Origin of the sequence: Amycolatopsis sp. WAC 01416, from assembly GCF_003947485.1 — a bacterium.
In the GTDB taxonomy this organism is placed as follows: Bacteria; Actinomycetota; Actinomycetes; order Mycobacteriales; family Pseudonocardiaceae; genus Amycolatopsis.
The window spans coordinates 141,765-153,598 of sequence record NZ_QHHX01000004.1; the positions used below are offsets into that span (position 1 = coordinate 141,765).

Below are 11,834 nucleotides of genomic sequence, written 5' to 3' on the forward strand. Positions count from 1 at the left end.
GTGAAGACGGCCTGCGCGCCAAGGTTCGATCGCGCCACGGTTGACCTACCCCTCAATAACCGTCCTTGCCGCTCACGAGGATCAGAATTCGACGTACATCTTGATGTCGCCGAAATCGCTGTCGAGATTGTCCAAATGGGCGATCGCGTCCTCTTTCCAGACTTCGAGCTGGTTCGTCTCGCCGTAGGTGAGCTGTTCGCCGTCGGCCACCTTGTTGGCGTAGTTCGTGATCGTGACGGTCTGCCCCCGGCAGAACTCGACGCGCTCCAGGAACCGGTCGGCCATGTCGGGGTCGAAGACGCGGCCCATCCGGACGTAGCCGTTGTTGATGTGCTCCTCGCAGTAGAAGTGCGCCGCGGCCGAGGCGATCCACTCGGTGAGCGACGCATCGCGAAGCGGCCACTTCTCCCGGACGTGCGACTTGATCTCCCTGGCGAGACGGATGACCCGGCGCCGTTCGAGATCGGTCAGCCCGTCCTCCTTGCGGAAGTCGAGGATCATGTCGTCGACGACCTTGGCGAGCCTGAGCATGCGCGGTTTGTCGAGTTCGGCCGGCTTGTCCGGCGGCAGCCCCGCCATGACCCGTTCGTGCACGAGGACGTACTGCGTGTACGCGTACAGGAAGGTCAGGGCGTTCAGCTGCCATTGGTGTCGTTCGGCGATCTCCACGGTTCCGACCCTAACCGCGGACCTACTTCCGGACCTGTGTGAGCGGTGGGGATTCACCCTATGCTCTCTTCTTCGTCCACGGCTGGGAGGCAGGAACCGTGCAGAGGATCGCGAAGGTCTTTGTGGCAGTGCTGGGGGCAGGGCTGATGCTCGCGGCAGGCACCGGGACGGCGTCGGCGGAGGGCGCGCCGCCGAAGGTCACCAAGGGGCCGTGCCAGTACACGCAGACGCCGGACGAGCCGGCCGCGCGGCCGGTCCCGTTGCCGCCGGACCCCCGTCGCACGCCGGATCGGGGCAAGGTGCCGGTCCAGCTCAAGACGAACCAGGGCGAGATCGACCTGACCCTCGATCGGGCGAAGGCGCCGTGCACGGTGCAGAGCTTCCTGCACCTGGCGAAGCACCGGTTCTACGACCGCACGACCTGCCATCGGCTGACCGCGTACCCGACGCTGAAGGTGCTGCAGTGCGGTGACCCGAGCGGCACCGGCGAGGGCGGTCCCGGCTACAAGTACAAGGACGAACTGCCCGTCGGCCTGCCGCCGGCGCCGACCGACCCGACCGGCGAGCGCAAGGTGTACTCACGCGGTGTCCTCGCGATGGCCAACGCGGGCCCGGCGACGAACGGAAGCCAGTTCTTCGTCGTGTACGGCGACTCCGCGCTGCGCCCGAACTACACGATCTTCGGCACCGTCGGCCACGAAGGTCTCGAGACCCTCGACGACGTCGCCGCCGGCGGCATCAAGCCGACCCCGGAGAACCCCGCCCCGGTCGACGGCGCTCCCGTCCTGAAGACCGACATCCTCCGGGCGCGCCCCTGGTTCTGCTGACCCCTTCGCAATTCGTCATCTACTTGCGGTGGTTCGTACCCTCAAGCATCGCAAGTAGGTGACGAATTGCGGGGGTTAGGTGACTTCGAAGATGGCTTCGCGCAGGGCTTGGGTGGCGCCGCCGAAAGCGTGTTTCGCGGCGGCGCCGTACCCGATGATGAGGCCTTCGCGTCGCGGCTCGCCGATCCAGTGGCCGCTGAGCCCTTCGAGTCCGATCGCGCGACGGCGGCAGGCGGCCAGCACCTCCATCTCCCGGGGCAGGTCACCGGGGAACTGGAGCACCAGATGCAGCCCGGCGGAGATCCCCTGCGGCAGCACGGAATCCGGCAGGGCGGCGAGCAGCCCGTCCCGCCGGGAGCGGTATTCGGCGCGACAGCGGCGGATGTGCTGGTCGTAGGCGCCCGATTCGATCAGTTCGGCCATCGCCAGCTGGTCCAGCAGCGCGGGTCGGGCCCCGCTCGCGGCCATCTCCGCGCGTACCGGTTCGACCAGGAACCGCGGCAGCACCATCCAGCCCAGTCGCAACGACGGCGCGAGCGTCTTGCTCGTCGTGCCCACGTACACGACCCGTTCGGGCGCCAGCGCCTGCAACGCGCCGACCTGCTGATGGTCGAACCGGAACTCGCCGTCGTAGTCGTCCTCGATGACGACGGCGCCGGTTTCCTCCGCCCATCGGGTGAGTTCCGCCCTTCGCCCGGGCGCGAGGGTGACGCCCAATGGATATTGATGCGCCGGGGTGACGACGACCGCCGGACTGTCCAAAGCGGACACCGTGATCCCGTGGTCGTCGACCGGGACACCGACCACGCGGGGACCGTTGCGGGCGGCGATGTCCCGGTAGATGTGCAGTGACGGGTTCTCGAACGCGATCTCGTCCGCGCCGCGCGCGTGCAGGACCCGAGCCAGGATCGCCATCGCGTGCGAGAACCCGGCGCACACCAGGATGCGCTCGGGATCGGCGACCACGCCGCGGCTGCGGGCCAGGTACGCGGCGAGCGTCTCCCGCAGTTCCGGCGCGCCGGATTCGGCCGTGTAGTCGAACGCCGACATCGGCGCCCGGTGCAGTGCCCGGCGGGTCGCCGCGAGCCAGGCGGACCGGGGGAACGAGGACAGGTTCGGCCTGCCGGGGCGCAGATCCCAGCGCGGCGCCGGGTCGCGGGGGACGGGCCGCGGTGGTGACGCGGGCAGCGCACCCGCCGTCGCGACGCGGGTCGGCGCGCCCTGCGCCGTCCGCAGGTAGCCCTCGGCGGCGAGGTCGGCGTAGACCCGGGTGACCGTTCCCCGTGCCACTCCCAGGTCCTGCGCCAGTGCCCTGGTCGAGGGCACCGCGGCGCCCGCCTGCCAGCGTCCCTCCCGGATGGCCGCGCGGATCGCTGCGGCAAGCCCGGTCCGGCCGCTTTCGGGACGCCAGTCCAAGTGGACGTCTATTCCCGAACTGGACCACGAATCTGCCATGTGACTGGACCATACTCGTGGGCCAGTCGCCGCTAGATTCGACGGTATGACCGAGCGAATCCATGTGGGCAAACGAGTGCCCGAGATCTACCAGGCGATGGCGAAACTGCAGGCCGAAGTCGAGAAGGCCGCCGCCAACGCCGGTGTCGACCAGAAGATCCTCGAACTGGTGAAGATGCGGTCGTCGCAGATCAACCACTGCGCGTTCTGCCTCGACATGCACTCTCACGAGGCACTGCAGATGGGCGAGTCGCCGCGGCGGCTGTTCGTGCTGCAGGGCTGGCGCGAGACCGAGCTGTTCACCGAGCAGGAGAGCGCCGCGCTCGCGCTCACCGAGGCGATCACGAACGTGGCGACCCTGCACGACGTCCCGGACGACGTCTACGAAGAGGCCACCCGCGTCTTCACCGAGGAGCAGTACCGCGCCGTCGTCTGGGAGGCGATCGCGATCAACAGCTGGAACCGGATGTGCGTGACCAGCCACGCGCCGCTGCCCGAGCGCGCCGAATGACGGCGGCCCGGCTGCGGGAACTGCACGTCGCGGGAACCCCGCTGCTCCTGCCGAACGCGTGGGACGCCGACAGCGCGCGTCTCGTGGAAGCCGCCGGTTTCCCGGTCGTGGCGACGAGTTCCTTCGCCGTCGCGAAGGTCCTCGGGTATGACGACGGGGAAGTCGCGCCGGTCGACGAGATGTTCGCCGCGGCGGCGAGGATCGCGCGGGCGGTCTCGGTGCCGGTGACCGTCGACGCGGAAGGCGGGTACGGGCTCGAAGCGGGAGAGCTCGCGGCGAGGCTGACCGAAGCGGGTGCCGTCGGCTGCAACTACGAGGACACCGACCACGCTTCGGGTGGAGTTCGCTCGCCTGCGGCGCAGGCGGAACGGATCGCGGGGTTGCGCCAGGCGGCAGGGGACGAGCTGGTGATCAACGCCCGCGTCGACGTCTTCCTCGGCGCGTCCGACGAACGAGCGGTACTGGACGACGCGATCTTGCGGGCCAAGGCCTACTTCGAGGCCGGGGCGGACTGCGTCTATCCGATCATGGTGAAGTCGCCGGAGGTGCTCGGCGAGTTCGTGAAGGCGGTCGCGCCGGGAGCGGTCAACGTCGCTCCGATGCCAGGAGGCCCCGATCTCTCCGCGCTCACCACACTGGGGGTGGCGCGGATCTCGCTGGGCACCGGGCTGTGGAAGTCGGTCCGCGCCGATCTCCGCGCGAAGCTGGCGGAACTGACTGCGGGGAAGCTGCCTTACTGAATGGGAACCGGGACGGTGCGGCCGGGGGCGTTGGATGCCGGCCGCACCGTCCCGGCGACTAGTGGGCGACGGCCTTTTCGGCACCCACGCCGGTGAGCGACCGGACCTCCATCTCGGCGTACTTCTTCTGGTTGTGCTCCTTGGACAGCACGGTGCCGAGCCAGCCGAGGAAGAACGCCACGGGGATCGAGACGATGCCCGGGTTGTCCAGCGGGAACCAGTGGAAGTCGACGCCCTGGATCATCGAAGCGCTCTTCCCGGTTTTCGCATCGACGGGCTTACCCGAAACCGCCGGCGAGAAGATGATCAGCACGATGCAGACCGCGAGACCGCCGTAGATGCTCCACAGCGCGCCCTGGGTGTTGAAGCGCTTCCAGAACAGCGAGTACAGGATCGTCGGCAGGTTCGCCGACGCCGCCACCGCGAACGCGAGTGCCACGAGGAACGCGATGTTCTGCCCGTTGGCGAGAATGCCGCCGAGGATCGCGACCGCGCCGATCACCAGCGCGGTGATCCGGGCGACCTTCACCTCCGAGGCCGGGCTCGCCTTGCCCTTCTTGATCACGTTGGCGTAGACGTCGTGCGCGAACGACGCCGACGCGGTGATCGTCAGACCCGCGACCACGGCGAGGATCGTCGCGAAGGCGATCGCCGCGATCAGGCCGAGCAGGACCGGTCCGCCGAGTTCCAGCGCCAGCAGCGGGGCCGCCGAGTTCACGCCACCGGGCGCGGCCTTGATCTTGTCCGCGCCGACCAGCGCGCCGGCACCGTAGCCGAGCACCAGGGTGAACAGGTAGAAGAGGCCGATCAGGCCGATCGCCCACACCACGGAACGACGGGCTTCCTTGGCCGTCGGCACCGTGTAGAAGCGCATCAGGACGTGCGGCAGGCCCGCGGTTCCGAGCACCAGCGCGATACCCAGCGACAGGAAGTCCAGTTTGGTGGTGCCGGTCTTGCCGTACTGGTTGCCCGGCCCGAGCAGTGCTTCACCGGCGCTGCCCGCCCTGTCCACGGCGCCTTGCAGCAGCGAGGAAAGATTGAAGCCGTACAGGCCGAGCACCCACAGCGTCATCACGAGCGCGCCGACGATGAGCAGCGCGGCCTTGATGATCTGGACCCAGGTGGTGCCCTTCATCCCGCCGATGAGCACGTAGGCGATCATGATGATGCCGACGATCACGATGATCGCGGCCTGCCCGGCCTTGCTCTCGATCCCGAGCAGCAACGCGACCAGACCACCGGCACCGGCCATCTGCGCCAGCAGGTAGAAGAACGAGACGGCCAGGGTGGACGTCGCTGCCGCGGCCCGCACCGGGCGCTGCTTCATCCGGAACGCCAGCACGTCGCCCATGGTGAACTTGCCGGTGTTGCGCAGCAGTTCCGCGACCAGCAGCAACGCCACCAGCCATGCCACCAGGAATCCGATGGAGTAAAGGAAACCGTCGTAGCCGTAGACGGCGATGGCGCCCGCGATCCCGAGGAACGACGCGGCGGACAGGTAGTCGCCCGCGATGGCGACGCCGTTCTGCGGACCGGTGAACGCGCGGCCCGCGGCGTAGTAGTCCGACGCCGTCTTCGAGTTGCGGCTGGCCCGGAACACGACGAACAGCGTGACGACCACGAAGAGGCCGAAGATGGTGATGTTGAGTACGGGGCTGCTGCCCTCGACTCCGGCGGCGAGGGTCATTTGGTCTCACTCTCGAGGTCCGTGCGGATCTTCTCCGCGATGGGGTCGAGTTTCTTGTTCGCGTAGCGGACGTAGAGCCCGGTGATCACGAAGGTCGAAACGAACTGCAGCAGACCGAAGACGAGGCCGACGTTGATGTTGCCGACCAGCTTCGTGCTCATGAAGCCGTGCGCGTAGTCGGCGAGGAGCACGTAGAGCAGGTACCAGACGAGGAACAGCACCGAGACCGGGAACACGAACCGGCGCAGCCGCGCACGCAACTCCTTGAACTCGGGGCTGTCGTGGGCCTTGTCCCAGTCCGTTTCAGGCGGACTGGGAGCGTTCGTTTCGGTACTCATCGTGCTCTCCTTGCGCCGCGAATGTGTTCCGCGACACGTTAAGGAGAGGTAAGGACGGCCGGAACCTTCAGCGGTTCAAACGTCTGCCGAGACGACGAACGGTCGACGAACGGTGGTCGGACCACGACGAAGGGGTTTCGGCTGTGCGATCGTCCAGATGCAGCCGCAACATGGCGGCCGTCGACCACGCGGGTGGCCTGCCCCGCAAGGAAACCACGATCATTACTCCGAATGCCAGCGGAACCGACCACGGCGCGGGCTGTGACACCAGGATCGCGGGCAGACCGCTCAGGCTCGGGACGAACAGCGCCACCAGGATCGAGCCCGAAGACGCGACGAGCCCGGAGAGGACACCGCTGATCGCGCCCGCGGCGGTGAGCCGGTTCCACCAGATGCCGAGTACCAGCAACGGGCAGAACGTCGACGCGGCCACGGTGAAACCCCAGGTGACGAGGACGCCCGCGTCCAGCCGCGCGGACGGCAACGCGAGCAGGACCATCACCGCGGCCGCCCCGAGCACCGACCAGCGCAGTCTCCGCAGGCCGCCGGGCGCCAGGTCGTACGCGACCGCGCCGGAGATCACCAGCAGCAGCCCGAGCGACGTCGCCAGGAACGCGGCGAACGCGCCCGCCGTCAGCAGCCCGGTGAACAGCGACCCCGCCCAGCCGTCGTCGACCTGCGCCGGCAGCGCGACGACGACGGTGTCCGTCGCGCCGGAGACGTACAGTTCGGGCACCAGCACCCGGCCGAGGACGCCGTAAACCCCGGGGAACAGGTAGAAGACGCCGAGCAGGGCGACGGTGATCGCCGCGGTCCGGCGTGCGGCGCGGCCGTCCGGGCTGGTGTGGAAGCGCATCAGGACATGCGGCAGGCCCATGGTGCCGAGCATGGTGGCGATCAGGATCGCCCACGTGCCGAGCAGCGGATAGCCCTGGTCGCCGAGGTCGAGCAGCGGCCGTTGCCAGTCCGGGCCGCCCAGCGGCGCACCGCCCCGGACGGCGGGAACCGGTGTGCCCTCGGCGAATTCCAGGGTCTGCCCGCTCCTGGCCACCAGTTCTCCCGGCGGCACGACGTGCTTTTCCGGGGTGAGCAGGGTGGTCGGCTCGCGCAGGGTCAGTGTCACGTCGATCTCGAAGGACAGCCGGGTGTCGCGGTCGAAGTGGGTGAACTCCACCGGGTGCACCGAAGCCGATCGTTCCTCCGGGGAGACCTGGGAGACCAGCCAGATCGCGGGGACGAGGAACAGCAGCAGTTTCAGCACGAACTGGAAGGCCTGGACGTAGGTCGCCGCGCGCATCCCGCCGAGCGCAAGTGTCGCGCTGACGGCGGCGCCCGCGATGACGACACCGACCCAGTACGGCGTGCCGCCGACAGCGGTCAGCACCAGCCCCGCGGTACGGAATTGCGGTACCAGGTAAAGGGTTCCGATCACGAGGACGACGACCGCGGCGAGGCGGCGCAGGGCGGGGGAGGCCAGCCGGGCTTCGGCGAAGTCCGGGACGGTGAGCGCACCGGAGCGCCGCATCGGCGCCGCGACGAGCACCAGCATCGCGATGTACCCGGCGGTGAACCCGACCGGGTACCAGAGCGCGCCGATGCCGTCCTTCACCACCAGCCCCGCCACCCCGAGGAACGACGCGGCGGACAGGTATTCGCCGGAGACCGCGGCCGAGTTGACCAGCGGCGAGATCCGGCGCGAGGCGACGAGGAAGTCCGACGTCGTGCGCATGGCCGCGACGCCGCGCAACCCGATCAGCAGGGTGATCAGCACGACGGGGGCCACCGAGAGCGCCGCGACCACTACTCGTCCTCGATCTTTTCCGCCCGGCGCAGCTGCCACCACGACAGCAGCGCCATCGCCGGATACGGGAGGATCGCGATCATCAGCCAGGACAGCGGGATACCCAGCAGCCGCACCGAATCCAGCCCGGGGAACACCCCGAACACCAGCGGGAGCCCGAACACCAGCCCGAACATCCCGGCCAGCGCGGGAAGCCCGCGACGGCGCTGGGCCCGGTAGAGCGCGTCCGCGCGTTCGGCGTCGCCCGCGGCCAGCCGGGGGACCCGCCAGCGCCCGCGCGAACGGCGCCGCGAATGCGCGAGCCGGGTCTGCGGGCTGGTGACGGCGACCCGTTTGACGCGGCTCACCGGCGGCTTCCCCTGCCCAGTTCGCCGCGTTGCGCGGCGGCGAGCAACCGGTCGCGCAGGTCGCGCGCGTGGCGGCGGCTCACCGGCACGTCACCCGCTTCGGTATGCGCCAGCAAGCCGCCGGTGGTGTCGCTGCGCAGTTCGAGCACCGCGTCCACGGCGAGCAGGAAGCTCCGGTGCACGCGGGTGAAACCCGTTCCCTCCCAGTACTCTTCGAGCCGGGAGATGGGCATGCGCGTGACGTGGACGCCGGATTTCGTGTGCAGCCGGACGTAGTCGCCGTGCGCCTCGACGAACTGGACTTCGTCACGGCGGACGTATCGCGTGCGCCCACCGGATTCCACCGGCAGCGCGGACATCGCGTCCGGCGCCGGTTTCGGCTCGTCGGCCTGGTTGCCCGCCATCCGGACCACTTTGGACAGTGCGGCGGACAGCCGTTCCGCGCGGACCGGTTTGAGCAGGTAGTCGACGGCGCCGATGCCGTACGCGGCCACGGCGTGACCGTCGTGCGCGGTGACGAACACGATCACCGGCGGCCGGTTGAGCCGCGCCAGCAGCGAGGCGAGCTCCAGCCCGTCGAGCCCCGGCATGGAGATGTCGAGGAAGACGGCGTCGAAATGGTCACCCTGCAACAGCTTGAGCGCGTTCAGCGCGTCACCGGCCGCGACCACCTCGGCGACTTCCGGTGCCTCGCGCAGCAGGCTGCACAGCTCGTCGAGGGCGGGCGGGACGTCGTCGACCGCCAGCACCCGCAGCCCGTTCGTCACGGCAGCACCCCCGGCTGGAATCGGGGCACCCGCACCACGACCCTGGTGCCCGCGCCGGTCTCGGTCTCGACCGTCAGGCCGTACCACGGCCCGTAGACGCTGCGCAGCCTTCTGTCCACATTGGCCAGTCCGACGCCGCCGTCTTCGCCGCGTCCGGCCAGGATCGCCGCCGCGCGTGCGGGGTCCATGCCGACACCGTCGTCCTCGACGCTGATCACGCAGTCGTTCCCTTCCGCCATTCCCTGAACCTGGATGAACCCCGCCTCGGCGCGTGGCTCGATCCCGTGCCGGATCGCGTTCTCCACCAACGGTTCCAATACGAGGTACGGCACCGCGACGGCCAGCACCTCCGGCGCCACCCGCACCTGCACCCGAAGCCGCTCGCCGAGCACCGCGCGCTGGAGCGCCAGGTAGGTCTCGATGGCGCCGAACTCGTCGGCGAGCATCGTGTACTCGCCGTGCCGGGCGACGCTGTAGCGGGTGTACTCGGCGAAGTCGAGCATCAGATCACGGGCGCGATCGGGGTCGGAGCGGACCAGCGAGGAGATCACGGTGAGCGCGTTGTAGACGAAATGCGGCGAGATCTCGGCCCGCAGCGCGCGCAGTTCCGCCTCCGCCGCCTGCTCGGCGGAGGCCTCCAACCTGCCACGTTCGAGCGCGTGGACGACGAGTTCGGCGGCCTGGCGGGCGATGGCGGTCTTGCCTTCGATGACCAGGAGGACGCCGGCGAGTTCGTCGTGGACGTGGAGCGGCAGCGCGACCAGCCCGGGCTCGGACACCGGCGTCTCGGAGTGGAGGACCTCGTCGAGCGCCGAGACCACGACGTCGTCCGCCGCCGGGCGGCCGGACCAGATCAGCGAGCCGGAAAGGTCGGTCAGCCCGAGGCCGGGGACGCCGAACAAGCGGCGGAGGCCGTGCGTGGCATGACGCGCGCGCGGCCCGGCGAGGCCGTCCATGAGATCGTCGGAGACGCGCTGGGCGGCCGCGAGTACCGGCACCGGATCCGCGCTCGCGGCGGGACGCCAGGGCAGACGCGTGCTCATCGGCCACCTCCCTCCGCGACGTCGAGGACTGGATCCTAACGTCGGTGCGGGGTTTCGGCGGTTACGCTCCGGACATGGTCACTGGGGATGCCGTGGTGCTCCGGCTGGACGTCGTGATGCGCCGGCTCGCGTGGGCGGGGTTCGTGGTGTTCGGCGGGGGCGGCCTGGTGGCCGTCGTTCTGTCGTTGTTCTCCGGCTCGGTGTCCGGGGTGGTGTTCAGCCTGCTCAGCGTGGGTTTCGCGGGGCTTATCCTGCTCGCTCTGCGGCGCTCGGCCACCTTCTTGACGGTGTCCGCTTCGGGCTTCGAGGTGGCGGGTCAGTTCGCCGTCGGGTGGACCGAAGTGCGGCGGCTGCGCGTGTGGCGGGAGAAGCGGCGGGTGGGGCGGTGGATGCACTGGTGGCACTACCGGCTGTCGTGGACCGGGTCCGGGCCGGAGGACCTTCTGGAGGACGGCGAGTACGTGTACGCGCTGGGTCACCTGGGTGGGGGTGTTGCGCTGTACGGGGCTCTCACGCGCTTCGCTCCGGCTGGGGTGGTCGAGCTGCGGGAGCGAGCCGCTCCCGGATGCTAGGAAAGGACCGTTCCTTGCAAATTTCGCAAGGAACGGTCCTTTCCTAGCAGTACCGAAACGCGTCAGCAGCTCTGCTTGTAGAAGTACTGGGCGTTCGCGTCCATGTTCGCCTTGGTGATGGAGTGCAGCGAAGCGGTCAGGTTGCGCGTCACCGGCTTGCCCTCCAGCGCCGCGATGGCCTGCTGCACGCCCTGCTGCCCGATGGCGGCCGGGTCCTGCGCGATGAGGCCCTGGTACTCGCCCTTCTTCAGACCCTCGATCTCCGACGGCGACGCGTCGAAGCCGATCAGGTTGACCGCGCCGATCTTGCCCGCGTTCCGCAGGCCGGTCGCGGCGCCCTCACCGGTGTTGAGGTTGGTCGCGAAGATGCCGATCAGGTCCGGGGTGGACGCCAGCGCGGCGGTCACCTTGGACGCGGCCTGGTCGGGCTCGTTCTGGGTGAACTGCACGCCCGCGGACTTCAGGTTCGGGTAGTTCTTCAGCTCGTCCTCGAAGCCCTTCGCGCGGGTGTTCGTGGTCGAGGTGCCCGCGATGGTGTCGAGCACCAGCACCGAACCGGTCTTGCCCGCGGCCAGTTCCGCCATCGTCTTGGCGGCGAGCTTGCCGCCCTCGGCGTTGTCCGAGGAGATGGACGACTCGGCCACGCTGGTGTCCTTCAGCGCGGTGTCGACCTCGATGATCTTCGCGCCGCGGGTCTTGACCTGCTGGATCGGCGCGAGCATCGCCTGCGCGTCGGTCGGCGCGATGAGCAGCGCGGCGGGCGGGTTGGAGCCCAGCGCGTTGACCAGCTGGGTCTGCATGGCCGCGTCGAACTTCTGCGGGGCCTGCGTGGTGAGCTCGTAGCCCGCCTTCTTGGCCTCGGCCTCGGCGCCGCACTGCATCGAGATGTAGAACGGCTCGGCCTGCACGCCCGGGATCAGCGACAGCTTCTTGTTGTTGGTCTTGGCACCGGAGTCACCGGAGGGCGACTCGCCGACCGTGCCACCGCCGCAAGCGGTCAGCAGGAGGGCGGCGGAGACGGCGGCACCGGCGACGAGCAGGGTCTTCTTCATGGGGATTGCACCTCTTTGTGCGTAG

13 protein-coding genes are annotated in these 11,834 nt (G+C 69.2%); 4 read left to right on the forward strand and 9 right to left on the reverse strand.

From position 1 onward, the window contains the following. Window positions 1–81: 81 nt before the first annotated feature. The gene (locus DL990_RS14370; RefSeq protein ID WP_125798992.1) at window positions 82–669 is read right to left on the reverse strand and encodes a hypothetical protein; all 588 of its coding nucleotides are present in this window, start codon (window positions 667–669) and stop codon (window positions 82–84) included. A gap of 146 nt (window positions 670–815) precedes the next feature. Between DL990_RS14370 and DL990_RS14375 the strand changes: the two genes are divergently transcribed. Beyond that, complete coding sequence (locus DL990_RS14375) at window positions 816–1,496, forward strand: peptidylprolyl isomerase (protein ID WP_125799254.1); 681 nt, start codon at window positions 816–818, stop codon at window positions 1,494–1,496. Window positions 1,497–1,571: 75 nt separating this feature from the next. Here DL990_RS14375 and DL990_RS14380 read toward each other — a convergent pair whose 3' ends face one another. Next, entirely contained in the window at window positions 1,572–2,951 is a 1,380-nt protein-coding gene (locus DL990_RS14380) for a PLP-dependent aminotransferase family protein (RefSeq protein WP_125798993.1), read from the reverse strand. A gap of 46 nt (window positions 2,952–2,997) precedes the next feature. On the opposite strand from DL990_RS14380, the gene DL990_RS14385 reads away from it, so the two are divergent. After that, window positions 2,998–3,462 carry a carboxymuconolactone decarboxylase family protein gene (locus DL990_RS14385; protein WP_125798994.1) on the forward strand — a complete coding sequence of 155 codons (465 nt, stop codon included), beginning with the start codon at window positions 2,998–3,000 and terminating at the stop codon, window positions 3,460–3,462. Beyond that, the gene (locus DL990_RS14390; RefSeq protein WP_125798995.1) at window positions 3,459–4,202 is read left to right on the forward strand and encodes an isocitrate lyase/phosphoenolpyruvate mutase family protein; all 744 of its coding nucleotides are present in this window, start codon (window positions 3,459–3,461) and stop codon (window positions 4,200–4,202) included. Before DL990_RS14385 ends, DL990_RS14390 begins: the two co-directional genes overlap by 4 nt. Window positions 4,203–4,260: 58 nt before the next feature. On the opposite strand, the gene DL990_RS14395 is transcribed toward DL990_RS14390, so the two are convergent. From DL990_RS14395 to DL990_RS14420, 6 genes are all read right to left on the reverse strand, one after another. After that, on the reverse strand, window positions 4,261–5,889 hold the full coding sequence (locus DL990_RS14395; RefSeq protein WP_125786864.1) for a cation acetate symporter: 1,629 nt from the start codon (window positions 5,887–5,889) through the stop codon (window positions 4,261–4,263). Further along, window positions 5,886–6,227, reverse strand: coding sequence for a DUF485 domain-containing protein (locus DL990_RS14400; protein WP_125786863.1), 342 nt, complete (start codon window positions 6,225–6,227; stop codon window positions 5,886–5,888). Before DL990_RS14400 ends, DL990_RS14395 begins: the two co-directional genes overlap by 4 nt. Window positions 6,228–6,294: 67 nt before the next feature. Next, the gene (locus DL990_RS14405; protein ID WP_125798996.1) at window positions 6,295–8,028 is read right to left on the reverse strand and encodes a cation acetate symporter; all 1,734 of its coding nucleotides are present in this window, start codon (window positions 8,026–8,028) and stop codon (window positions 6,295–6,297) included. Then, on the reverse strand, window positions 8,028–8,375 hold the full coding sequence (locus DL990_RS14410) for a membrane protein (protein ID WP_034315466.1): 348 nt from the start codon (window positions 8,373–8,375) through the stop codon (window positions 8,028–8,030). The genes DL990_RS14405 and DL990_RS14410 overlap by 1 nt, the downstream gene beginning before the upstream one ends. Beyond that, on the reverse strand, window positions 8,372–9,142 hold the full coding sequence (locus DL990_RS14415; RefSeq protein ID WP_125798997.1) for a LytTR family DNA-binding domain-containing protein: 771 nt from the start codon (window positions 9,140–9,142) through the stop codon (window positions 8,372–8,374). Before DL990_RS14415 ends, DL990_RS14410 begins: the two co-directional genes overlap by 4 nt. Continuing rightward, complete coding sequence (locus tag DL990_RS14420; RefSeq protein ID WP_199746385.1) at window positions 9,139–10,185, reverse strand: sensor histidine kinase; 1,047 nt, start codon at window positions 10,183–10,185, stop codon at window positions 9,139–9,141. The genes DL990_RS14415 and DL990_RS14420 overlap by 4 nt, the downstream gene beginning before the upstream one ends. 74 nt (window positions 10,186–10,259) lie before the next feature. Between DL990_RS14420 and DL990_RS14425 the strand changes: the two genes are divergently transcribed. Next, window positions 10,260–10,757, forward strand: a complete 498-nt coding sequence (locus tag DL990_RS14425) for a hypothetical protein (RefSeq protein ID WP_233620474.1) — start codon at window positions 10,260–10,262, stop codon at window positions 10,755–10,757. Window positions 10,758–10,819: 62 nt separating this feature from the next. Here the strand turns inward: DL990_RS14425 and DL990_RS14430 are convergent, their stop codons facing one another. After that, window positions 10,820–11,809, reverse strand: a complete 990-nt coding sequence (locus tag DL990_RS14430; RefSeq protein ID WP_199746387.1) for an ABC transporter substrate-binding protein — start codon at window positions 11,807–11,809, stop codon at window positions 10,820–10,822. Window positions 11,810–11,834 lie beyond the last annotated feature (25 nt).

Bases quoted from the DNA above. Each gene is read 5' to 3' on its own strand.
- DL990_RS14430 (WP_199746387.1), bottom strand. From the start codon at position 11,809: ATGAAGAAGACCCTGCTCGTCGCCGGTGCCGCCGTCTCCGCCGCCCTC.
- DL990_RS14425 (WP_233620474.1), top strand. From the start codon at position 10,260: ATGGTCACTGGGGATGCCGTGGTGCTCCGGCTGGACGTCGTGATGCGC.
- DL990_RS14385 (WP_125798994.1), top strand. From the start codon at position 2,998: ATGACCGAGCGAATCCATGTGGGCAAACGAGTGCCCGAGATCTACCAG.
- DL990_RS14380 (WP_125798993.1), bottom strand. From the start codon at position 2,951: ATGGCAGATTCGTGGTCCAGTTCGGGAATAGACGTCCACTTGGACTGG.
- DL990_RS14420 (WP_199746385.1), bottom strand. From the start codon at position 10,185: ATGAGCACGCGTCTGCCCTGGCGTCCCGCCGCGAGCGCGGATCCGGTG.
- DL990_RS14390 (WP_125798995.1), top strand. From the start codon at position 3,459: ATGACGGCGGCCCGGCTGCGGGAACTGCACGTCGCGGGAACCCCGCTG.
- DL990_RS14395 (WP_125786864.1), bottom strand. From the start codon at position 5,889: ATGACCCTCGCCGCCGGAGTCGAGGGCAGCAGCCCCGTACTCAACATC.
- DL990_RS14400 (WP_125786863.1), bottom strand. From the start codon at position 6,227: ATGAGTACCGAAACGAACGCTCCCAGTCCGCCTGAAACGGACTGGGAC.
- DL990_RS14375 (WP_125799254.1), top strand. From the start codon at position 816: ATGCTCGCGGCAGGCACCGGGACGGCGTCGGCGGAGGGCGCGCCGCCG.